The 24,681-nt window shown below is 28.0% G+C and carries 20 protein-coding genes and 1 pseudogene; 15 read left to right on the top strand and 6 right to left on the bottom strand.

All coding sequences use genetic code 4. From position 1 onward, the window contains the following. The first annotated feature begins 105 nt into the window (after window positions 1-105). Entirely contained in the window at window positions 106-2,961 is a 2,856-nt protein-coding gene (locus tag PWA39_RS03560) for an SGNH/GDSL hydrolase family protein (protein ID WP_069099107.1), read from the top strand. 501 nt (window positions 2,962-3,462) lie between these two features. Here PWA39_RS03560 and PWA39_RS03555 read toward each other — a convergent pair. After that, window positions 3,463-5,043 (bottom strand): GIY-YIG nuclease family protein, encoded by a 1,581-nt coding sequence (locus tag PWA39_RS03555; protein ID WP_069099106.1) that lies wholly within the window; start codon window positions 5,041-5,043, stop codon window positions 3,463-3,465. A gap of 110 nt (window positions 5,044-5,153) precedes the next feature. Here PWA39_RS03555 and PWA39_RS03550 point away from each other — a divergent pair, with 110 nt between their 5' ends. The 11 genes and pseudogenes from PWA39_RS03550 to PWA39_RS03500 all read left to right on the top strand — a co-directional run bounded on the left by PWA39_RS03550 (window position 5,154) and on the right by PWA39_RS03500 (window position 15,318). After that, window positions 5,154-5,465 carry a hypothetical protein gene (locus PWA39_RS03550; RefSeq protein ID WP_044284085.1) on the top strand — a complete coding sequence of 104 codons (312 nt, stop codon included), beginning with the start codon at window positions 5,154-5,156 and terminating at the stop codon, window positions 5,463-5,465. Window positions 5,466-5,635: 170 nt separating this feature from the next. Continuing rightward, entirely contained in the window at window positions 5,636-7,432 is a 1,797-nt protein-coding gene (gene dnaK, locus PWA39_RS03545; RefSeq protein WP_069099105.1) for a molecular chaperone DnaK, read from the top strand. A gap of 154 nt (window positions 7,433-7,586) precedes the next feature. After that, window positions 7,587-8,714: a DnaJ C-terminal domain-containing protein gene (locus tag PWA39_RS03540; RefSeq protein ID WP_069099104.1), complete on the top strand. Its 1,128-nt coding sequence runs from the start codon at window positions 7,587-7,589 to the stop codon at window positions 8,712-8,714. A gap of 52 nt (window positions 8,715-8,766) precedes the next feature. Beyond that, window positions 8,767-9,450 carry a (d)CMP kinase gene (gene cmk, locus PWA39_RS03535; RefSeq protein ID WP_069099103.1) on the top strand — a complete coding sequence of 228 codons (684 nt, stop codon included), beginning with the start codon at window positions 8,767-8,769 and terminating at the stop codon, window positions 9,448-9,450. A 19-nt stretch (window positions 9,451-9,469) separates the two neighbouring features. After that, complete coding sequence (gene der / locus PWA39_RS03530) at window positions 9,470-10,783, top strand: ribosome biogenesis GTPase Der (protein ID WP_069099102.1); 1,314 nt, start codon at window positions 9,470-9,472, stop codon at window positions 10,781-10,783. A 35-nt stretch (window positions 10,784-10,818) separates the two neighbouring features. Next, window positions 10,819-11,091 (top strand): HU family DNA-binding protein, encoded by a 273-nt coding sequence (locus PWA39_RS03525; RefSeq protein WP_069099101.1) that lies wholly within the window; start codon window positions 10,819-10,821, stop codon window positions 11,089-11,091. A gap of 11 nt (window positions 11,092-11,102) precedes the next feature. After that, complete coding sequence (locus PWA39_RS03520) at window positions 11,103-11,333, top strand: hypothetical protein (RefSeq protein ID WP_069099100.1); 231 nt, start codon at window positions 11,103-11,105, stop codon at window positions 11,331-11,333. After that, window positions 11,334-13,130, top strand: coding sequence for a translation elongation factor 4 (gene lepA / locus PWA39_RS03515; RefSeq protein ID WP_044284079.1), 1,797 nt, complete (start codon window positions 11,334-11,336; stop codon window positions 13,128-13,130). Between the two features lie 67 nt (window positions 13,131-13,197). Further along, window positions 13,198-14,154 (top strand): MSC_0882 family membrane protein, encoded by a 957-nt coding sequence (locus PWA39_RS03510; protein ID WP_081311127.1) that lies wholly within the window; start codon window positions 13,198-13,200, stop codon window positions 14,152-14,154. A 443-nt stretch (window positions 14,155-14,597) separates the two neighbouring features. Further along, a pseudogene (locus PWA39_RS03505) lies at window positions 14,598-14,881 on the top strand (IS1634 family transposase); the annotation flags it as partial. Window positions 14,882-15,057: 176 nt separating this feature from the next. Continuing rightward, entirely contained in the window at window positions 15,058-15,318 is a 261-nt protein-coding gene (locus PWA39_RS03500; protein WP_069099578.1) for a hypothetical protein, read from the top strand. 132 nt (window positions 15,319-15,450) lie between these two features. On the opposite strand, the gene PWA39_RS03495 is transcribed toward PWA39_RS03500, so the two are convergent. The 5 genes from PWA39_RS03495 to PWA39_RS03475 form a co-directional block, all read right to left on the bottom strand. Beyond that, a complete protein-coding gene (locus PWA39_RS03495; RefSeq protein ID WP_069099576.1) occupies window positions 15,451-16,239 on the bottom strand; it encodes a hypothetical protein in 789 nt (262 codons plus the stop codon). After that, window positions 16,240-17,661 carry an Eco57I restriction-modification methylase domain-containing protein gene (locus tag PWA39_RS03490; RefSeq protein WP_069099575.1) on the bottom strand — a complete coding sequence of 474 codons (1,422 nt, stop codon included), beginning with the start codon at window positions 17,659-17,661 and terminating at the stop codon, window positions 16,240-16,242. Window positions 17,662-17,797: 136 nt separating this feature from the next. After that, entirely contained in the window at window positions 17,798-18,697 is a 900-nt protein-coding gene (locus PWA39_RS03485) for a hypothetical protein (RefSeq protein WP_069099574.1), read from the bottom strand. Window positions 18,698-18,797: 100 nt separating this feature from the next. After that, window positions 18,798-19,727, bottom strand: a complete 930-nt coding sequence (locus tag PWA39_RS03480; RefSeq protein WP_069099573.1) for a hypothetical protein — start codon at window positions 19,725-19,727, stop codon at window positions 18,798-18,800. 179 nt (window positions 19,728-19,906) lie between these two features. Continuing rightward, on the bottom strand, window positions 19,907-20,671 hold the full coding sequence (locus PWA39_RS03475; protein WP_240534042.1) for a MurR/RpiR family transcriptional regulator: 765 nt from the start codon (window positions 20,669-20,671) through the stop codon (window positions 19,907-19,909). 864 nt (window positions 20,672-21,535) lie between these two features. Between PWA39_RS03475 and PWA39_RS03470 the strand changes: the two genes are divergently transcribed. The 3 genes from PWA39_RS03470 to PWA39_RS03460 are packed head-to-tail and all read left to right on the top strand — an operon-like array spanning window position 21,536 to window position 24,524. Then, complete coding sequence (locus PWA39_RS03470; RefSeq protein ID WP_069099571.1) at window positions 21,536-23,005, top strand: PTS transporter subunit EIIC; 1,470 nt, start codon at window positions 21,536-21,538, stop codon at window positions 23,003-23,005. Continuing rightward, the gene (locus PWA39_RS03465) at window positions 23,005-24,105 is read left to right on the top strand and encodes a mannitol-1-phosphate 5-dehydrogenase (protein ID WP_069099570.1); all 1,101 of its coding nucleotides are present in this window, start codon (window positions 23,005-23,007) and stop codon (window positions 24,103-24,105) included. Before PWA39_RS03470 ends, PWA39_RS03465 begins: the two co-directional genes overlap by 1 nt. After that, complete coding sequence (locus tag PWA39_RS03460) at window positions 24,096-24,524, top strand: PTS mannitol transporter subunit IIA (RefSeq protein WP_069099569.1); 429 nt, start codon at window positions 24,096-24,098, stop codon at window positions 24,522-24,524. Before PWA39_RS03465 ends, PWA39_RS03460 begins: the two co-directional genes overlap by 10 nt. Window positions 24,525-24,681 lie beyond the last annotated feature (157 nt).

The following is a 24,681-nucleotide window of genomic DNA, read 5'->3' as shown; positions in this document are numbered from 1 at the left end:
TCCCTTTTTTCAAAAAAATCATTAAAATTACATTATTAAGTGAAAAACATACGTTTTTAGTGCTCATGTGGTATAATTTATCTTTAAATATTGAGGTTTGGTCTAATGAAAAAAGCTTTAAAAATTCTCTTTCAAACATCCACACCATTTCTCTTATACGCTGGAATTATTTCAAGCGCAGTTGTTTTTAGTGCAAAAAATACTAATTTATCACCAAATTTGTTGAAAAAATCAGAAACTGGGTTGTTAAAAGAATTAAAATATTTAGCATTAGGCGATTCGCTTAGCTCAGGTTTTGATTGAGAAAGTAATCTTGACGGCCGCGGAAAAATGACTGACGGTTCTATTAGCGGGATCTCTTTTCCTGCTTTTTTCGCCAATTTTGCCCAAAGTATTCAACCTAATTCTGTAAAATCTTTTAAAAATTTAGCACTAAATAATTCCTCAATTTCAGATTGAATTTATCTTCTTGATCCAAAAAATAATATTATAAGTGATGAAAATCTTGTTAATTTAAGGAGCCAAACTTACAATTCTTCAAATTTTGCCGACACAATTCGCTCAGTATTTGAAAATTTTAGTGGCGATTTTTCAAACTTAAGAAATGAAATCCGAAACGCTAATTTAATTACAATTTCAATTGGTTTTAAGGACTTTCTTAATACATTTAATAGTACTTTTTTTGACAATGTTCTTTCAGGTAATACATCCCAAAATTCATACGAGACAATAGCAACAAATATTAATTACGCATTTGTAAAAATTAAGCATAACTTGAAAAGGTTAATAACTTTAATTAAAAATATTAATCCTGAAACTTACATAAATTTAATTGGATATTATAATGAACATACAAAAATTGATAAATTTTTAAATGATTTACTTAAAAATTATTTGCTAGAATTTGAACCTAATTTACTTTCAGTAAGTCGTCTAAACGATGAAATAAAAGAAGTCTCACAACAAATGGGCGTTAATTTCATAAATCCATTTTTCGAAAAATCTTGAGATGGAAAATCAGACCCGTTTTTTGATACAAATTTAGATTTCAGACCTCAAATAAAAGCTAACAAACAAATAGCCCAAAATTTAATCATTTCATTAGCTTTGTCCCCAAAAAGTCTTAATAAATCTACAAAACGCGATGAAAACGATGAAATTTTACTAACTAATTTTTCTGCTAATAACTTAGATTCTCAACAACTAGATTTTGGCTCCAACAAGGAAATTTTAGAAAAAATCACTGTTAACGGTTCGCTTCAAAATTTTATTAATGAAAATTCTAGTTTTGAAGAAAAAAGCATCAAAGATCTACATACAATTTCATTTCAGCAGCCAGAATCAGCAAATTATGCCAGTGCTTTGACTCAATTTGTTGGCTTTTTTGATTCTGAACAGAGCGATATTGTCAACGTATTTAAAGATTTAATTAACACTTTTTCCAATAGATCTCAACCAAATTTTGAAGCATTCAATAACGTTGTTGAAGTAATTTTAAAAAGTGATTTTTTCACAAATTTAACACAGTATGCTCAGCAATTTATTGCAAATTCTGCTACCCAAAATGTTGAACAAAATGAATCTGATGACAATTTAGACCAAGAAAGTTCTGACTTATCTGCATCAAACCAAACAAAAACATCCCCTGATTTATTAAGTTTTTTGAAAGAAAAATCCCTTTCTCAGGAAAATATTCTCGGACTTTTAAAGGAAATTTTGTCTAGCGAATATGTTCAGAGCCACCACACTAAAACAGTTAATTTATTTTATAATTTACTATTTAACCAACCGGCAATTTCTAAATTATTAGTTAGCTCAATTTCAACTCAAGAAAATATCCAGCAAGTAATAAAAGAAGTATTTCAATTTAATTCAGTTCAAAAATTTGTCACTTTTATTTTTACAGAACTAATAAACAATAATCAAGATTATGTATCAGCTAAATCTTTTAGTCAAGTATTGTATTTATTTTTACAAAATTCAAATAATTACAATAAATCAGTCGCTTTTATTAAAAATTTTGTAATAGAAGCTCTTAAAAGACCTAATTTTTTGAATGCTATTTTTGAGACTTTATCAACTCAATTTGGCTTTAATATTGAAAAAGAAGACATAAATTCGCTTATAACTTTGATTACAAGCGTTAGCGACATATTAGTTAATACTAAAACTTTCAAAAATTTAATTGATTTGTTATCTAATGAAGTTATTTTTGGAATAAAAAGTGGTGTAAGCAATAATCAGACCGATTTTTCTTTCTTTTCGAATATTCTTTCTAATTTAACCAATAAAGTTAGTGATTTTATCAAAGATAAGGCAAATATTTATAATCTTTTCCAAGATATTATCTCTTTTTCACCTTCAGCTAAACAACTAGATTCTGTTAAGTCTTTGCTTGGCAAATTTTTACCATTTATTTCAAAAATTAATTTAAGTTTTATTCTTGACAAAAATTCTGAGAATTATCAGGCTTTAAATTTAATTTTTGAGTCTTTTTCAGATTTCCTGGCACAAGACAACTTTAAAGAATTAAATGATTTAATTAGTGCAATTATGGACGATGTTTTCTTGGTTAATAACTATAAATATCAAAATAGTCACGATTTATACGGTATAATTTTTAATTTATTATCTAATAATTCCCAAAAATTAAAGCCAATTTTGTATAAGTTTATTGAACAAAACCTTAACAACACCAAAGTTTTAGATGCACTTAAGTCTCTTTTTGCTAAAATTTTGCCACACGAATTTCTTGAGAAACTTGACCAAACCAATCAGTCAAATTATTTTAAAAAGCTAATTGACTCTGTTTTTGAGGTTATTTCTGAATTAACTATTGAATATAATACCAAAATTGAGCTAACGAAAAACAACGGTTTTATCAAACAAATAGACAAAAAATTAGAAAATAATTTAGATTTTAATCACTTATTAGACAAACTCAAAAGCAAAAAGTCATAAAAAAACAACTACTATTTAAACTCAATGCAAATAGAAAACTCGTTTTTATTTACGTTGAGCCTAAAAAAATATATGAAGTTTTAAAAGAACAATAACCAAAAGCCCTAAATTTGTAGATTTCTAAACGGGTAAATTTAAGACATACCATCATATTTAAAAATATAATGGAAAAATTCGCATTTTCTGATTTTTTTATAGCAAAAACATAACTAATTCCCCCTTAATTCTATCTCAAAATTTATTAATTTATTCTTAGTGAGATTTATTATAACATAATTTTTTCCTAGACCAAGCATTTTTTTTTTTTTTTGCAAAATCTTAATTTTAAAACTATAAAAATTAAGGTTTTAGCGTCAAAAAACCCGGATTTACCGGTATTTTTTCATATTTATATCCACTAAAAAGTGAATTTTTGTCATCAAACAGGTAAACTTGGGACAAACTTAAAAGCAAAAAACCATAAATTTAAATTTTTTTAATTTCAAAAAATTTTAAATTATTTTATTCATGCAATAGACTTTTTAGTGTATTTTTTTTCATTTTTGATTTTACAAACATATCAACTTTTTCTTGTACATTTTGAAAAAAATTAAAAACTTTTTGGTCAAGTTTTACAATTTTTCCTTTTTGGTCAATTATATGGCTAGTTTTGTGCTTTTTATTTTTAACAAGTCCAAAAATAGGTGCCTGAATTCCGATATTTTTTAGAACACTTGCAATCACGTTGACTTGATTACTTGCGCCGTCAACCAAAATTACATCGGGTTTAAGCGAGTTTTTAATTTTAAAGTATTTTTCAAACCCTTGTTTCATATAGTTCGTGTCGCCCTTTTTAGACCCGGAAAAATTAAAAAAACGACTATAACTAGGCTCATATGATCCATCGATGTAGAAAATAATTCCTGTTGTTGGGAAATTTTTTTCTGTTTTTTGGGCAGTTTTTTCAACATTTTGTACAAAAGTTAAAAAAGAATTGTCTATTGCCATTATTTTGTTGGCACTTTTTATTTTCAGATTTTGCTTAATTAATTCCAAAATTTCAAAATTTTGGACTTTATTTTGATTTTTAGCTTGACTAGCGATAAAATCAAAGTGATTTTCCTTTAAATTGTCCAAAATTTGCTTATATTGTTTACTTTTTGCAATTTTTAGCTTAATTTTGCTGTCAAAAAAATCCAAATATTTATCAAGGCTAAAATCAACTATTAATTTGTCAGGCGAAATATGATTTTTATAGTATGAATTTAAAAAATTAACTAAAGTCTCAAAAGTATTTAGAACAATTTCGAGATAAAAATGCTTGTTTGATAAAAAAATACCGTTTCGGTAAAAGGCAAAACTGACAACCAAAGAGTCAGAATCAAGACTAGAAAAACAAAGAAAATCAAGATTTTCTGCGTTATTTAGGTCAATATTTTGCTCTTGACTTCTTGCATTTTTAAGTCCACTGATAGCATCAAAATATTCTTGGGCCAGTTCAAAGTGAAAATTTTGCTTAGCAGCTTCTAATTTTTCCTCAAGAAGTGCGATTTCGTTCCTTTTTTGCAGTAAATTTTTGCAAAAAAGGAACTTTTGTCGAAAAAATTCTACATCTTGATTAGAGGCTTTTTCACCTTTTTCATATAAGGCTTGGCTTTCAAGAAACTTTTTTAAGGCAAAAGCGTATTTTTTACTTGGAAAAGGGCCATAAAAAAAGACATTTGGATCATTTTTCCTTCTAGGAACTTTATAAACGAGCGTAATTTTTAATTGCTTAATTAATTCTAATTTTATATAAGGATATCCAGAGTCATCTTTTAGTTTGATATTATAAATTGGCTGATATTTGCTAATATATTCTTTTTCAAGGATTAGTGCTTCTTTTTCGTTAGCAACAATGTCATATTCAATTTTTCTAATTTTTTGTATTAGCAAGAAAGTTTTATAAGAATTTGTTGACCCTTTTGCATATTGATTGACTCTTGAGTGCAAATTTTTTGCTTTGCCAACGTATAAAAGTGAACTATTTTCATCATAAAAACGGTAAACACCTGTTTTTTTAGGCAGATTTGTACTCTTAATTAGTTGGTCAAAATTTTCCATAATAGTCCTCTAATAATAAAATTATAATTAATTTTTTCAAATACTGTTATGATTTAGCAAAAATTTGATATAATTATTATTTAAACTATTGGATTACTTGGAGGAAGAATATGGATTTTGAATCCTATAAAAGAACGGCAGAACCTAAAATAAAACAGATCAAAAAAGTTAGCAAAATTTTTTTAGCACTTTTTTTCACCTTTTTACTTGTTTTTATCGGCCTTTTGACTTATTATATACTTCAAGTCAATGGCGATGAAGGATTTCGAACCGAATTTGTCGAGGCAACTTGACTTGCAATAGCATTATTGTCAGCTGTAATTGCAATAGTTTTTTTAGTTTCTTTTTTTATCGGAATTTATAAAATAAAAGCGATGAAAAAAGTTGAGAAAAATATCGAAAGTCAACTAAAAGAACTTTAAAATTTTTAATTTAAGTTCAAAAAAACCCTTGAATTTATTGCCTTTTTTATTTCTTTAAAAAAAATTAGCACTTTTTGCTTGTGAGTGCCAAAAAATATGTTATACTATTTGTTGTCAAACAAAAAAGACAAATTTTATTCTTATTTTTTTAAATGAAAGGAAAACATAATATGGCAAAAGAAATAATTTTAGGTATTGACTTAGGAACAACAAACTCAGTTGTTGCAATTATCGAAAATCAAAAACCTGTTGTTCTTGAAAATCCTAACGGAAAAAGAACAACTCCTTCTGTTGTTGCCTTCAAAAATGGTGAGGAAATTGTTGGTGATGCTGCAAAACGTCAACTAGAAACTAACCCTGAAGCAATCGCATCTGTTAAAAGATTAATGGGTAGCGATAAAACTGTTCGTGCTAACCAAAGAGACTACAAACCTGAAGAAATTTCAGCAAAAATTCTTGCATATTTAAAAGAATATGCTGAAAAAAAGATTGGTCACAAAGTTTCAAAAGCTGTTATCACAGTTCCTGCTTATTTTGATAATGCTCAACGTGAAGCGACAAAAAATGCCGGAAAAATCGCAGGATTAGAAGTTGAAAGAATAATTAACGAACCAACAGCAGCCGCACTTGCATTTGGACTTGACAAAACAGAAAAAGAAATGAAAGTGCTTGTTTATGACTTAGGTGGTGGAACTTTTGACGTTTCAGTTCTTGAATTATCTAACGGAACTTTTGAAGTTTTATCAACAAGTGGTGATAACCATTTAGGTGGTGATGACTGAGATAATCAAATTGTTGAATGAATGGTTAAAAGAATTAAAGAAGAGTACGATTTTGATGCAAAAAGCGACAAAATGGCACTTACTCGTCTAAAAGAAGAAGCTGAAAAAACCAAAATTAACCTATCAAATCAAAGTGTTTCAACAATTTCCTTACCATTTTTAGGTCTAGGAAAAAATGGTCCAATTAACGTTGAACTTGAACTAAAAAGATCAGACTTTGAAAAAATGACAGCTCACCTAATTGACCGAACAAGAAAACCAATCGTTGATGCCTTAAAACAGGCTAAAATTGAAGCAAGTGAGCTTGACGAGGTTCTTCTTGTTGGTGGATCAACACGTATGCCAGCTGTTCAGACAATGATTGAACACACTTTAAATAAAAAGCCAAATCGTTCAATAAATCCTGATGAAGTTGTTGCAATTGGAGCTGCAATCCAAGGTGGAGTTCTTGCTGGTGAAATTAGTGATGTTTTATTATTGGACGTTACTCCTTTAACTTTAGGAATTGAAACCTTAGGTGGAGTTTCAACCCCATTAATTCCAAGAAATACAACAATTCCGGTAACAAAATCACAAATTTTCTCAACAGCTGAAGACAATCAAACCGAAGTTACAATTTCTGTAGTTCAAGGTGAAAGACAACTTGCTGCTGATAATAAAATGTTAGGACGCTTTAATCTTTCAGGAATCGAGCCTGCTCCTCGTGGTCTTCCACAAATTGAAGTTAGTTTTTCAATTGACGTTAACGGTATTACAACTGTTTCGGCAAAAGATAAAAAAACTGGAAAAGAACAAACAATTACAATTAAAAATACTTCAACTTTATCTGAAGAAGAAATTAACAGAATGATTCAAGAAGCCGAAGAAAATCGTGAAGCTGATGCAATCAAAAAAGATAAAATTGAAACAACAGTTCGTGCCGAAGGTCTTATTAATCAACTTGAAAAATCAATAACTGATCAAGGTGAAAAAATTGATCCTAAACAAAAAGAACTTCTTGAAAAACAAATTCAAGAACTCAAAGATCTTTTAAAAGAAGAAAAAATTGACGAACTAAAAACAAAATTAGACCAAATTGAGCAAGCAGCCCAAGCTTTTGCCCAAGCAAGCGCTCAACAAGCTAACAGTGCAAGTGAAACTGATTCAGATTCAAACACAATTGATGCTGAAATCAAACAAAATTAAAACCTAAAATTTATAAAAAACACACTTGCTTTTTGGCGGTGTGTCTTTTTTATATTAATATTTAAGACTTTTGCTTTAAAAAGTCTTAAATTTTTATTATTTTTCCCAAAATAATAAAAAAGTTTTTAAATTTAAAAAAGGAAATGTCAATTTTATGGCAAAACAAGATTACTATAAAACTTTAGGAATTGACAAAAACGCAACATTATCTGATATTAAAAAAGCCTATCGAAACTTAGTTAATATTTACCACCCTGATAAAAACACAAAAAAATCTGCTGAAGAACAAAAACAGGCCGAAGAAAAATTCAAAGAAATTCAAGAAGCTTACGAAATTCTTTCTGATGATTCAAAAAGAAGTCAGTATGACCGTTATGGCCATTCTGCATTTGATCAACAAGCCGGCGGTGGTTTTTCTGGATTTGGCGGTTTTGATTTTGCTGATATTTTTTCAAGTTTTACTTCGGGTTTTGGCTTTGGCGGCTCAAGGCGAAGCCAAAAATATAGCGGCCCTTTAAAAGGTGAAAATTTAACCGCCCGAATTTATATTAGCTTTATTGAGTCAATTTTAGGAACAAAAGTCAGCCAAAAGCTCACTAAATATTCTCAGTGTGACCAGTGTAAAGGTACAGGTGCAAATTCTGATTCAGACATAAAAACTTGCTCCAACTGTCATGGACAAGGTGTTCAAACCGAAGTTATTAACATTCCCGGATTTGGCCGTATGCAAAACCAAACAACTTGCTCGGTGTGTTCAGGTAGTGGAAAAACTGTTACAAAAAGTTGCAAAAAGTGCCGTGGAAAAACAATAATTGAAACCAAAGAAGAAATCGAAATTTCAATTCCCGCCGGAATTAGAGACGGAATGTTCATTCGGGTTGCAGGATTTGGTGGCCCTGGTCATAAAGGTGGACCTTCTGGGGATCTAAATATTGAAATTAATGTCCGCCCGCACAAATACTTTTCAAGATCAGGGAATGACATTCATGTAGAGATGCCAGTTTCGATAGTTGATATTATTAATGAAAATAAAGTTGAGGTTCCTAGTCCAACTGGAATGAAAAGTTTACAGCTTTATAGTCATTATAAATCAGGTCAGACGGTAATTATTGCCCGAGCAGGTGCGCCTGATCCCCAAAATCAACGAATAATCGGTGATTTACGGGTAAAATTAGTTTTTTATGTTCCTGAATTTAACAGTCGACAAAAAAACGAACTCAACCAAGTTTTTAGCCAAATAAAAGATAAAGTCAAAGCAAAATGGCTAAAAGAGTTTCAATAATTTAAAAAACAATTTATAATTTCAAATAAATTGTTTAGGGAATCAATTTTATATGTCTTTTAAAAAAATAAATATTGCAATTGACGGACCTTCAGGGGTTGGAAAATCTAGTATTGCCAAGCAAATAGCACTAAAATTTAACTATTTATTTATAAATACAGGTGCACTTTATCGTGCGGTTGCCTTATTTTGCCAAAATCACAAAATTAATGCTGAAAAAGAAAGTCAAGTCACAAAAAAATGAGATCCTAATGTTTTGTTACTTGATGCAAAAGGTGATGTTTGGCTTGAAAATCAAAATGTAACTGAATTGCTACGTGATGATTTAATTTCAAAAAATGCGGCAATAATTGCTCAGTATGGCAAAATTCGCGCTGATATCACCCAGCTTTTACACGATTTTCAAAGAAATAACAAAGGAATTGTCGTTGAAGGTCGCGATACAACTTATAATATTATGCCAGATGCAGATTTAAAAATTTTTCTTTGAGGCGATGCCCAAACGCGCGCAAAAAGGCGCTTAAAGCAAAATGCTTGTTTAAATTTGGAAACAAATTTTCCTGAAGTTCTAAAATCAATCGAGCGTCGGGACTATCTTGATATGTCACGGAAAATAAATCCACTAAAAAAAACGATTGATTCAATTTTTATTGACACAACCAATTTTAATCAAGATGAAATTGTCGAGCAAATTTCTAAATTAGTCCTGAGAAAAATTTCGCAACTGGAAAATTAATTTCTTTTTTACTTTAATTATGAAAAACTTAGTCGCCCTTGTTGGCAAAGCAAATGTCGGAAAATCAACACTTTTTAATCGAATAGTTGGAAAAAAAATTTCAATTACCGATCCAACCCCAGGTGTTACAAGAGACCGAATTTACGAAAATGCGCGCTGAAATAGCAAGGATTTTATCTTAATTGACACAGGTGGAATTCAAATTGAAACCAAAAATTTTCAAGAACTAATCAGAATTCAGCTTCAAATCGCAATTGAAGAGGCCCAAATTTTAATTTGAGTTCTTGATGGAACAGCCGGAATTGATTCTGAAGATCATTTTGTCCTGAATTTATTGCGAAAATCGCAAAAAAAGATAATTTTAGTGGCAAATAAACTTGATAATTCCAAAAATTTTGATCCAAGTATTTATGAACTTGGATTTGAAAAAATTTTTGGAATTTCAGCCCTGCACGGCCAAGGTGTTGGTGATTTACTTGATTTTTTAGTTGGTAATTTTGAAAAAACTGCTAAAAACCAGCAATCTTTTTTTAAATTAGCAATCATTGGCAGACCTAATGCTGGAAAGTCTAGCCTTTTAAATCGAATTTTAGGTCAAAATCGTTCAATAATTTCTGACATTCCCGGGACTACGCGTGATTCGATTTCGGGACTGTGAAAATTAGAAGGCCAGACTTTTGAAATAATTGACACTGCCGGAATCAAAAAAAAATCTAAACTAGTAGAATCTGTTGATTTTTACGCGCTTATACGTGCTTTTCGGTCTTTGGATGATGCTGATTTGAGTTTGATTTTAATCGATGCTACCCAAGATATTCATCATTTTGACCTTAGAATTGCTGGATATGCCTGAGAAAGAAACAAACCGATTATAATTGTTATTAATAAATGAGACTTGATCGAGAAAAATACCTTAACTCAACAGCAATTTGTTAAAAAAATACGTGAAAAATTTAAATTTCTCGATTGAGCCCCAATAGTTTTTATTTCAGCAAAAACCGGTGAAAAAATTCACAAACTTGCTGAACAGATTTTTGAAACTAAAAAAAATTTGTCAAAAAAAATACCAACAAACCACTTAAATCAATTTTTAATGGAAATTCAGCTAATTCAACCCCACCCGAATGTCAATGGGAAAAAGGTATTTTTTAATTTTATTAGCCAAATTAGCGCTAAAATTCCGAGTTTTGTTTTTTTTGTAACTGACAAAAATTTGGTTCATTTTTCATACCAGCGCTATATTGATAACCAAATTCGAAAATATTTTGATTTTTTTGGCTGTCCAATAAAAATTATTTATAAAAATATAAAAAAAAGTGGTAAAATAAGTTAAAATTAAAGCGATTTAATAAGAATGGAGCACAAAAAATGAACAAAAAAGAACTAATCGAACAAATTGCTACCGAAACAAATTTGCCTGTTAAAAATGTTGAGCTTGTTTTAAATCAATTTTTTGGAATAACAGCTGATGTTGTAAAAAAACAAGGCAAATTGGTTATAAATTCTTTTGGAACATTCCAAGGAGTTTTTAAACCTGCCTCTTCATCTTTTAATCCGCTCACCAAAAGTCAGATTACAGTCGAAGCTAAAACAACAATAAGATTCAAACCTTCAAAAGTTTTAAAAGATTATATTGCCTAAAAAGGTTGTAAATGTTCAAAAAAAAACGAAAAAAAGGTAATTTTAAGTATAAAACTGCAAATCAAGTAATATATGGTAATGTTGTTTTACAAAAACTAAAAGAAATTAAGTACGGTAAAAAAATAGCCCTATTTTTACTTCTTTTTACTCTGGTTGCTGTTCTTGCCTTAATAATTATTTTTATTGTTTTTCATTTTGCTGGAAGTGGAAATAATATCCAGGAAGTCGTTTCGCGAAGCTAAATGGAAAATACAAAAATTCGCAATTTTGCAATAATTGCCCATATTGACCACGGAAAATCCACTCTAGCTGACCGAATTCTTGAGTTTACAAACACAGTTTCAAAGCGTGAATTAAAAGATCAGCATCTTGATTCGATGGACCTTGAAAAAGAGCGAGGGATCACAATCAAACTAAATGCTGTTCAAATACGTTATAATTCTTATATTTTTCACCTAATTGACACCCCAGGACATGTCGATTTTACTTATGAAGTTTCCAGGTCACTTGCTGCAACCGAAGGTGCACTGCTTTTAGTTGATGCAAGTCAAGGAATTCAAGCCCAAACTTTAGCCAATGTTTATTTAGCCCTTGAGAATAATTTAGAAATAATTCCAATTATCAATAAAATTGACTTGCCTTCGGCAAATGTTGAAAAAGTTAAGCAAGAAATTGAGTCAACAATTGGAATTTCAGCACAAAATGCAATTCTCATTTCAGCAAAAAACGGCATTGGGATTGAAAATGTCCTCGAGGCAATTGTAAAATATATCCCGCCTCCTAAATATTCAAGCGAAAAAGATCCTTTAAAAGCTTTGGTTTTTGATTCTTATTTTGATATTTATCGTGGTGTTGTAATTTTTGTTCGGGTTGTAACTGGAAAAATTAGTGTTGGAAATACTTTTAAATTTATGGCAAATAATTTAAAATTTTCCGTAATTGAACTAGGAATTTCTAATCCAAATCAGGTCAAAAAAAATGAACTAGTTGCTGGCGAAGTTGGTTGAATTGCCGCCTCAATCCGTAATGCAAAAGATGTAAATGTTGGTGATACAATAACTTTGGTCGAAAATCCGGCCGACTCGCCGCTTCCTGGTTATAAAAAAATGGTGCCGGTGATGTATACAGGATTTTATCCTATTGATTCACAACAATATAACCTTTTAAAAGACTCGCTTGAAAAAATTTCGCTTTCAGATTCATCAATAATTTATGAGCCAGAGTCATCAAAAGCGCTTGGTTTTGGTTTTCGCATCGGGTTTTTAGGCCTTTTACATATGGAAATTTTGCAAGAACGGCTTGAAAGAGAATTTAATGTCGGCATTATTGCAACCGCACCTTCGGTAGAATTTGAAATAACTCGCACTAACGGTGAAATTCAAAAAATTTCCAATCCAAGTTTGTTTCCTGAACCTAATTTTATTAGTGAAATTAGGGAACCTTTTATTTTAGCGAAAATTTTTCTTCCTGATGAATTTTTAGGGGCAATTATGGGACTTTGTCAAGATCGCCGTGGAATTTACGTTGATCTTGAATATATTGATGATTTTCGTCGCCGTTTAATTTATAAATTACCTTTAGTTGAAGTGATTTTTGACTTTTTTGATCGTCTAAAATCACTTTCAAAAGGATATGCTTCCTTTGAATATGAGCTAATTGGATTGCAACCTTCAAAATTAGTTAAGTTAGATATTTTACTTAATGGTCAAAAAATTGATGCCCTTTCAATGATAGTTCATAAAGATTTTTCTTATCCAAAAGCGCGTGATTTAACGCAAAAATTAAAGGAAATAATTCCAAGACATTCATTTGAGGTGCCAGTTCAGGCAGTTATTGGTTCAAAAGTTATTGCCCGTGAAACAATTAAGGCTTATCGTAAAGATGTTACTGCCAAATTATATGGTGGTGATGTTACAAGAAGAAAAAAACTTTTAGAAAAGCAAAAGGCCGGAAAAAAACGAATGAAATCATTCGGAGTTGTCGATGTTCCTCAAGAAGCATTTTTAGCAATTTTAAAAACTAACATTAACGAAAAATAGTGTATAATTTTACAAAAGGGGAAAAATTTAGGAAAAATATATTAGTTTTTTCTACTTTTGTGAAATTATGAAAAAAAGACAGAACTTTAATAACAGCAACTACCATAAACGACCTAGTTTTACAAATTCAGCCTACCGTGAGTCAAGGTACTATAAAAACGTGCAAAATCGTCCTAATGTTCAAGAAGATTTTGATGATTCAGATGAATATTTTGCCCAAAAAAATCATTACCGACCAGAATATAGAAGTCCGCAAAATTATTCAAACCATTTAATCGAAGAAAATTATTATCAGGCAATGGAACAAAAAACTCTTCAACAAGAGGCAAATGCTTTTATTTCAAAAGAAGTGAGAAAAATTTTTGGGCTTGAATTAATTTTTTTACCACTAAAGGCACTTTTTTGATTGCTAGCTTTTTTAGCAATACTAACTGTTTCATTGCTTTGAGTTTATGAGTATATTCCAAGTTGAAATTATGAGCAAAAATATTTACCACTTTTGATAATTCCGGGAATTATCGGTGCAATTATAATATTTTTATTTGTAAAAACCATGCTAGACTACCGAGCAATTAAAAAATCAGTTGAATATTTCCGCTCACAGCTTCGAAATAATTCTCACAGACTTGAAATGCCGCCAATGATTCCTTGATTAGTTAAAAAATTGAATCAAAAAGAGGTAAATGCAATTTGATTGGCTGCTTTTAGTTTGCTTGGAACAGCAATTTTAGGTTTAGTTTATTGAATTACTTTAAAATATTATCCAGAAAAAAATATTCAATTTTCAACCGAATTTATTATAAGCATGGTCTCAACTGGCGGATTTTTTATTTTAATGCTTGTTTATGACTTAACGCTTCGTCGGCGTTTATCAAATATTGAAGCAATTTTTGGGCATGTTTACCGTAAAAATATTAATATTGAATCAATCCGCTTTCGTCGTCACATGCTTTGAGCAATTTTTACAATAGTTATTTTCCTAATTTTAAGAAAAATTGCAAAACGTAAAAAGATAATTACTTAATTAATAAAGTCAAAATTCAAAAACATCCTCAAAATGGATGTTTTTTTGTTTAAACTAATATAAATATTAGATTTTAGTTTCTATTAAGGTCAAAGTGTTGTCAATAAATAATTGTTCCAAGTTTGACAGTTTGACGGCAAAATTAACTTTTTAGTGAATATAAATATGCAAAAATGCTGGTAAATCCATATTTTTTGACCTAAAATCTTAATTTTTATTATTGTAAAATTAACTTTTTGCAAAAAACAAAAAAGTAAAAAACATAAATAAGTTAGTATATAAACTAGTCCCGAGTTTCCCAGTTTTAAGGCAAAAATTCACTTTTTAGTGAATATAAATATGAAAAAACACCCGTAAATCAGTGTTTTTTGATTTTAAAATCTTAATTTTTATTACTATCATTTACTAGCATTTTAAGTAATTTTATGGTATAATTATAGATTATGAAAAAACAAAATAAAGATGGTTTTATTGAAATAAACAAATTGTTTGGCAAAAAACCTAAATATTTTAAGGAAATTTCAAACGTGAAATTTGAAACAAGTTATTTGAAAACAATCAATTAACTGAGGTTGGTTTAGTAACGATGTTGTAAAAATTAAGGCAAAGGGTTGAATTTAACACTTTAGATCAGCAAATAACATTTAAAAATCGAGATGGCGTTCCTAGTGACCCGAATATTTGAAATAGGTATGATTTTTACTTTGATATCTTAATAAATCACTAAAAAAAATTGTAAGTAACTTTTACCAAAAAACTTAAAAAACTGCCTAAAACCAGATGCTTTTTTAAAATTACCTTATGAAACTGGGAAACTTGGGAAAAACATAAATAAGTTAGTATATAAACTAGTTGTTTGAATTTTTTTCTACTAATTTTAAAAAAAAGTTTTATAATAATGGTATGAAAAGTCCAATAAGTACTAGTGGGAAAAACAAATCTCCACGCAAACCAAAAAGAAAATATACAATTAACGATCTTTCTGAAAATGATCGTGGAGTTTATCAAGACATAATGGAGACTGTTCTTAGAAGATCCGGAATTGACCCTGCAATTATTTTTGAGGAGCTTAAACGACGAAAACAAGAACTAGAACAAGAGCAAGAACTAGAACAGCAACAAGGAAAAGATAAAGAACAGGATAAAGATAAAATCGAAAATTAGGCTAGTATAAAAACTAGTTGTCTGAATTTTTCTACTAATTTTCAAGAATTTCTACTTAATACTTTATATAAAATAGTTGTGTTTTTACCTTCATTTAATAGAAAAATTATTAATTTTAAGATATTTAAAAATTTAATTTTTCACATGCCCTTTAATTAAATAACTGATTCTATTAATAAAATCATCATAATCATTTATTATTACGGAATTTTGGATTTGAGTTTCTATTGGTTTTAGTATATTTGAAAATTCAAGAGCATTGAAACAATTATCAAGGTGAAAATTAGCGACCGTTTTATAATCCTCAAAATTTTCAATTTCATTTATATTATTGTGTTTAGATTTATTTTCTAAATTTAAGCAAGCAAAATTGATAATTACAATTAAAACTTTATTAGGTATATGTCTAAAATCTGATTGATTTTCAGTTGAAAGTTTTGCATATTTAAGAAAGTTCTTATAATTTAATTTTTCCCATTTTTTGTTGATTCTATTTTTAGAAAAATAAGGAATCTGTTCAAAAATAATTAAGATCTGAAAATATAATTTATCATTTTGACTACGAATATTGGCGGTTTCTCCAAGCATATTTTCAAAATAATTTATTGAATTTTGTAAATAATTTTGCACAACAAACTTAAGACCTATACCAGCAATTATTTCGTTTTTATATTCAATTCCAATATCTACTTTTTTATCATAATACCGGCCGATCATTTTAGCTTCTTTTTGAAATTGATTTCCGTTATCAAAACCTAATGAATATATTTTAAAATCTTGGTCTAAGTTTTGCAACATTGAATTAGCAACAAAACTATGAATTATCTTTATTTTTTCATTCGATCTTGACGACCCTTTATGAAGATAAGATATAAAACTTTCTTTAATTATTTCTAAAAAGTCATTATTTAATTTTTTCATTTACGTCCCTAACATAAAGTCTAAATATTTTTTAACATCTTTTGTTGAAAAAGTATAATAACCACCATTTTTGTACTTTCCTAATAATTCTACAAAGTCAAGAAAAACTTTACTTTGTAATTTTTCAGCAATTGATTTATAGTCAATTTTCTCACTTATAATGTAAAAACCACTATAAATACAGGTATTTTTTTGAATTAAACTTATTTTTAAAGGTTTGTTTTCCTTGACTAATGAATTTAGAACCAACCTTTCTTTATCAGTGTCTGAAATAGCTTGTCTTCGACCAAAACTATATCAAAAATTCTTATTTAAATGGTCAAAACTACGTTTTTGAAGTTTTTCTTTGAAAAAATTAAGGTGTTCAAAAATTTCAAGTTGCTGTTTTAATTCAGAATCTGAAATAATTTGGAAATTTTTGGTATTATACGGAAAAATAATTTTTGCTCATTTGCCATTTGATGCTTTTAAAACGGGCAAAATATATTTAGAATTAAAGTTAAAATCGCCAATAAAAACTGAATCAGCTAAAGTTGCCAAACCATTTTTGACACTAATATCACTTTTTTTCTTGTTGTAAATAATTTCTTTTAGAAAAGTTAGCTTTTCTGGGGTTGAAAAATAAAAATTGTTATCTAAATAAAATTGTTCATATTCTAATTTAGAAACAAGAAAAATTGAATTTGTTTTACTGTCAAAATTAAAATAATCGACCACTTGATTTCTAGCCGATTTGTCAATTGTGAAAATTGTTGTATAAGTTGTTGCCTTAAAAAATTGGTGATGTTTATGATCGACAACTGATTTTATGATTTTATTTTTGTATAAAAATTCCCGAAAAATTGAGCCTGCTTTGGATGTAAAAAATGAAGATGGACTAACATAAGATAAAATTCCATTTTCACTTAACATTTTAATACCAATTTCATAAAAAGCAAGGTAAATATCTGTCATACCAATCGTTGAAAAATTAAAATTTTTCAACAATTTATTATTATCTAAATTATGAATGCGAATATAAGGTGGATTTCCGACAACAAAATCCATTTTTCCGTTAAAATGTTCGATTTCAAGGGTATTTTTAGCTTTAAAATCTCAGTTTACTCCTTCAATTTTATAATTTTGAACAACTAAATTTGCTCGGAAAATAGCATTTTTTACATGTTTTTCATCAATATCAATTCCATGAATATAAGTTTCTAATTGATGTTTAAGAGATTTTAAATTAGAATTTTCTCTAAAAAAGGCTTTGCAATAGCGTTCAATAATTTTAACTAAAAATTGACCATTACCGCAACTGTTATCGATAATATGTTTTTTAAGTATGTTTTCTTTGTAACCAGCTTGATCTAAAATAAGGTCAACCAATAAATCTGGTGTAAAAACTTGCCCATTTAATTTTTGACTAACATTCTCATGCATAATAAATTTTTTATTTCTTATTTTATTTTAAATTACGAAGTTAATTTAAAATTATACCAAAACAAGTAAATAACCCAATAAAATTGTAATCTATAAAATTTTTGAGTGTTTAAAACCTCTTAAAACCTTATAAAAATTAAATTTTAAATACAAAAAATTTAATTAGTCATTCTAGAATAAGCGGCACTAAAAAAATAGCAGCCAAAACTAGACCAATATGCTTGATGATTAAGCGATAATCATCAAATGGTGAAATCGTAACACTAAAAGAATAAGTTAATACTCAAAAAGAGTATCAAAAAATAATAAAATTTATAAAAACTGAAAATAGATAAATAATTAGAAAACGAACTTGCCGTTTTTTAATAATAGGATTTAATTCAGCGCTTTTTGTATTAAATGAGAAGACGTGTAAAAATATATTAAAATAATAGGAAGGCAAATATACTCTAGTAGTTAATCACAAACCATCAATCAAAACGAAAATATTTTCAATGATTTTATCAGGGTTATATCTATCTTTTTTTCTTACGTTGACTCAAATATAAACACTTTTTTTCTTTATAAGATTATAATTTTTTTCAAAATCAAAATTAGCTAAGAAATCAAATTGTTTATTTATATCTAATTTACCTAAATTTTTTTTACATTTCTTTATTAGGTAAAAATTAAAAATTTTTTGGAAAAAACTACACAAATACGAATAAGGCAACAACAAAAGCGAGTAAAAAATTGCTTCGATAAAATGTCGAAAAAAGTAATTATCAAAAACTTTTGTATTAAAATGAATTAAAAAATCAAATTTAAGCGTAAAAATTAGTACTAAAATAACTAAAAAAAGTGGTGCTGGATAACTTATTAAAAACAGTGTGAATAGCAAAACAAAGTGTTTGATTGTTTTTTTATCAGGATTAAATTTAAATACAAGAAAAAAGAACAACCTAAAATACAAAATATTACCTAAAATAGGTACTTTTGAAAATTCTCTAGGAATTTTCAAATTAATAAATTTTTCAACAGTCAATCAGAAATACATTTTTACAAAACAAATTTCCTTAAATTAAATTAATAAACTAGTTAAACTAGCCTAAGAATCAACCATTTTGCCTTTAATAATACTATCAAAAAATAAAAATTTATTTCTCAAATAGTCAAAAAGTTATTCATAATTTAGGATGATAAATCGCCGTGGGTAGCATGAGAAAACCAAAAATTATACTAAATAAACCAGAAAGTAATAATTGTTTTGCTTCGTCATTAGTATCATTTAAATTGCCATTTATTTCAGATACGTTTTCCATTATAAAATAATATACTATTCAAAACGGATATCAAGTTAATATAAGTTGTATAAAAACAAAAGTAAAATAAACGTATAAAAAGATTCTCCAGTTTTTTTTAGAAATATTTGAATTTGTAAATTCAGTAGCGTTGAACAAAAAAACTTCCAAAATTATATGTGCAAAATATTTTGGCAAATTTCAGTTAACTTTTCACCATCAACTTTGGATAATAATAAAAATATTTTCAATTATTTTTTCTGGATTATACCAATGTTTTTTTTCAACACCCATATAAAATTTTCGTTGACATAGAAATTTATAATGTTTAGTATAATTAAAATTGTTTAAAAATGAGAATTTATTATTTGTGTCCAATTTGCCAAGATTTTTTTTAACTTGTTTTACCAAGTATAAATGAAAAATTTTTTGAAGAAAACCTGAAAAATAGGAATAAGCCACAATTAAAAGTGAGTAGCCAATTATTTCGATCAAATGCCGAATAAAATAATTATTAAAAAATTTTAAATCTAAATTCCTTAGAAAATCAGCATTACCGGTAATTAACAATGTTATTATAACTAAGAAAAGAGGGGCTGGATAACTTATCAAAGAAAGTACTACAAATAAAAAGTAATGTTTTATTGTTTTTTTATCAGGGTTAAATTTAAAAACTAAAAATGAAAATAGTTTAAAATACAAAGTATTACCTAAAATAGGAATTTTTAAAAATTTTTTCGGTATTTGAAGGTTTATAAATTTTTCAACTGTTAATCAAAAATTCATTTTAAGACATAATCTCCAATTTGGGTCGTAATCAAATTTGTACTGGTTAATGCCACTTTTGCTGCAAATTGTCCTTTTCTTATTTTTTTTATTTTGATCGTGCTTGAATATTTTGCCTATTGATAGGTCATCTGACCCGATTCTAAAGGTTTTACATGCCACTTTGTTTTAATAGACGACTAATTTTTAAGCAAATTAATAATTTGCATTATCAAATAAATAAAAGCAATTCGTGCTGAAGTGTGCTTTTCAAGAACGTCCTCATTTTTGAATGTTAAGAAACTAATTGAGGATTGCTTGAATAAATTACTTTCATAATTCGAAGTAAAGGAAATAATATTACAATTTTTAGATTTCATTGTTTGAACTAATCGATCTATCTCTAAATGCATACCAGAAAAACTAAAGAAAACACAAACACTAAAATCCACAGATTTTTCCACTCATTTCTGCTGAACTTCAAAGTCATAATGATAATCGACATAATATTGTAATTTCGATAAATAATTAGCAAAAATCTGAATTATTTCTAAATTTGATCCCTTACCAAAAAATATAATATGCCGCACCTTCTTTAACAAGGCAACAAATTTTATAATAGAATCATGATTTATCTTGTAAAGATTATCGAGATTTTTACTAATAAGAGAATGATATAGGCTAACTGTTGTATTTTTGCCGGCAATTTTGTTGTTCGAAAAACGGCTTTTTTGAATTTGCATATAAGAATAATTACGGTCAAGCGCTGGCAATAAATCCTTTAGCCCTTTAAAACCGAGTTTTTTGCAAAATTTTATTACCGAAGCTGTTGAACAATTAGCATTTTTAGCAATTATACTTAATTTTAAAGTCATAATTTTGGCGATATTTGAAATCAAAAATTTAGCAATTTCCTTATCAATAAAATTATGATTTTGCTTAGAAAACCACAGTAAATCATTCATCAAATTACTATCCATTTTATAAAATTATACAATATAACAATTTATTATAGTAACATAAAATAGTATTAACGCATATAGCGATAACTTGATAAAGCTTGTGATCAAAGACTTTTTAAAAAAGGAATTTTGATCACAAATTTTGCTAGTATAGGATTTTTGATTGCTTTTTTAGAATTTTTCATACCATTAATACAGATTTTTAGTGTAGAGCTAAATGTTACAGATTTTTACACTACTATCAAATTTAGCAAAAAATAGTAATTTTTGTTTTAATTTGTAAACTTAATTTTAAAGCAATGAAAAATTAACATGCTAATTTTAAAATTAGAATTGGTATAGAAAATACCAACTAATTTTTAGCAAATTAACAATTTGCATTTCAGATAAACACAATGGCTAATGAAATTTAATTTTCAAAATACCATTAACATTAAAAAACTAAACAAAGATTATTGTATAAATCAATTTAATAATTTGAAAATATTGATAGATTTTAACCTTTTCCAAAGCATTATATGCTTGATATTTTCAGTAAAATCACTATTTTTACAATAAAATCGCGACTTAAACTGTAAAAAATTGATGAAATTCTTGTTAATGTGAGCACGATTTAAACTAATAATTCTATTTTATAAACAATTTTGTTATCACACGAGCATTTTTTTGGGCTACTAATAAGGATGATCACGACCAAAGGGTGGTAAAAATCCTTGAATTCTTTAACTTTAATTTTACAAAATTTAACTGCTCAAAAATCTAGAATTTCTTCATCAATGAAAATATGATTCTGCCTTGGTGGTCGATCAAATTATTAATCAAATTCACATATACTCCACAAAATTGTATCGATATTAAGGAGGTTTTATGGCAAATTTAATCAAAACTATTAAAACTAAAATTCAGTCGTTTGGCGGACTTTTAGGACAAATGATAATGCCAATTATCGGTATTTTTATTGCCTGAGGTCTACTTACATCTTTTTTTATTCCCACAGGTTGAACACCGAATAAAGATCTTGCAGCCATGGTAGGTGTTGGAATTACTTATATAATTCCAATTTTAATTTGCTTTCTTGGTGGTTATAAAATTTACAAAATTCGCGGTGGTGCAATTGCTGGAGTTGTAGCAATTGGTGCGGTAGCTGCTGGTCAGTCAGAAATTTTTATAAATATCACTGGCGGAACAGCACCAATGTTAGTTGCAGTTATGCTATTTGGTCCGATTTCAGCACTTATTTTGAAACACACAGAAAAATTTTGAATTAATAAAATTCCAAGTGGCTATCAAATGTTAGCAAATAATTTCTATCTTGGAATTCTCGGATTTGTGCTTTTATTCCCCGTTTATTATTTGTCAATTTATTTTATTGGTTACTTTATTAAATCACTCGGGTTTTTGACCCAAAAAATGGGAGAGTGAAAGTTATATCCTTTAATTGCCTTAATTGTTGAACCTGCAAAAATACTTTTTCTAAATAATGCAATAAATCACGGTGTTTTTACAACTTTAGGAACAATTCAAGTAACTGAAACTGGCAAGTCAATTTTATTTTTATTAGAATCAAATCCTGGACCAGGATTAGGGCTTTTATTATTCTATCTAATTTTTTCAAAAGAAAAACAAATTAAAGGACAAACGGCTTCCTCAATTCCAATCCATTTTTTGGGCGGGATTCACGAGGTTTATTTTCCTTTTGCTATTTTAAGACCAGTTTTAATTTTATCACTAATTGCTGGAGGTATTTTTGGAAATTCAATCTTGCAAATTTTTAATGTTGGCGCAGTTGCTCCTGTCTCACCAGGTTCGGTTATTGCTCAGTATATCCAAGTTGAAAAATCGACAAATTCATTAGTTGGTATTACAATTGCGATTTTCGGATCTGCTATAGTGACTTTGATAAGTGCCTGAGCTATCAATTTTTTAACAAAACTACTAAATAAAAACAAGCAAAAAACTGAAAATTTAGACATTAATCATACAAAAAAATTGATTGAAACTGAAAAATTAAAAACAAAGAGCGCTCAACAATTAAATCCTAAAAAGATTGTTTTTGCTTGCGATGCCGGCATGGGTTCTTCTGTAATGGCTGCTTCAATTTTAAGGAAAGTTTTAAAAGATAATAATGTTGTTGACATTGAAGTTTCTAATTTAGCGATTGCCGATTTAACTGGTGAAGAAGAGCTTATTATCACAATCCAAAGTTTAGAAGATCGTGTTAAAGTTAAAAATTCCAAAGCTAAAATTATTTCCCTAAGTCAATTTTTAGATAGAAAATCCTATGAAAATATAGCTGCACAACTTAAAAATAACCAAGAAAATAAGGAAAATTTCTAATGAAAGTTGTTCATTTTGGAGCCGGAAATATCGGTCGCGGATTAATTGCAAAATTATATCAAGAAAATCAATTTGAAATTATTTTTGTTGATGTTAATGATAAATTAATTAATGAGCTAAATCAAAAAGGATTTTATTATGTTATTAACTTTGAAAATGGCCAAAAATATAAAGTGAGAAATTATTTTGCTATTAATCTAAATGATGAAGAAAAATTATTAATGCATTTAAAAAACGCCGATCTGATTTCGACTTCTGTTGGATCCGAAAATTTAATTCATTTGAGGTCAATTTTTGCAAAATTAGCAAAAATTGAGCAAAAAAGTAAACAAATTATCTGTTTTGAAAACGGATTTCGAGTTAGCAGTAACTTTAAAAAAAGTCTTGAAAACTGTAAATTTTGGCAATTTGTTGACACAACAATTGATCAAATCGCCCCGAGTTCGACAGATTTAAATGTTTATACCGAAACCTACTCAGAAATTATTATTAAAGAGGATAACCAAAAAATTAAACTAAAGGGAGTAAAATATCTAGAAAATTTAGACTATTTTATTTTACGAAAATTATTTTTTGTCAACACTTTGCACTCGGGAATTGCATATTTGGCATATATTTTAAAATATAATTATATTCATGAAGCTTTAAATTCACCAGTAATTCAAAAATACATTAGTCAACTAAAAATTGTTTTAATTAAAGTGCTTTCATTCCAAAATACCTTAATTAATCAGAGCGAACTTGAGAAATATTTTGAAAAAACAATTAAAAGATTTGAAAATCCAATTCTACAAGACTCAATTATACGCGTTGCTCGGAACCCGATCACTAAAATAGGAAAAAATGAAAGATTTAATTTGTTATTGAAATATGCAAAGAATGCAAAATTTGAACCAAAAGAATTAGAGATAATTTATAGAACTTTTGCAAATATTCTAAATTATGACTCAAAACAGGATATCCAAGCAATGAAAATGCAGGAAAACCTTGCAAAAAATTCCGAAAAATTTTTAAAAATGCAAACAAATTTAGAAGATTTTGAAATCAAAACAGTCCTTAAATTTTATGATAATATAAAAGGGGGAAATAAATGGATTTAAAAATAGAAAATATCCAATTAAATCAAACTATTGAGTCAAAAAAGGAAGCATTTACAAAATTAATTGAAATTTTCCAAGCAAAAAATTGCTGTAAATATGAATATTTACAATCAATGGAAAAACGTGATTTAGAATCATCAGTTGCTCTTGGAAACTATCTTGCCCTAGTGCATGGAAATTATGAAAGTAATGATTTAATTTTAAAAAATTGTATCGAAATTATTCACCTAAAAAATACGCTATACTGAGATGATCAACCAATTAGATTTATTATTGGGTTAGCCGTAAAAAATGCTGATCAGATTAATTATATAGAAAAAATAGGGCTTGCATTTATTGAAATTGAGAAAGTGGAAGAAATTTTAAATAGTCAAAATTTAACTAAAGAAAAAATCCTTAACTGAATAAATCAAGCTTAGAACTTAAGTTTTACTAAAATTAATTGGTTTTTTGGTTGACTAGTGCTTTTGCCAAAAAACAATCTGATTGATAGTTAAAAATTTTTGTTGTTTTTGGAGTTGATTAATATTATTTATGTAATTTAATATTTTTTTTCATAAGGTAATAAAATTCTAA

This window comes from Mesomycoplasma ovipneumoniae ATCC 29419 (assembly GCF_028885435.1).
Lineage (GTDB): Bacteria > Bacillota_I > Bacilli_A > Mycoplasmatales > Metamycoplasmataceae > Mesomycoplasma > Mesomycoplasma ovipneumoniae.
This window is presented reverse-complemented; position numbering and strand designations above follow the sequence as displayed.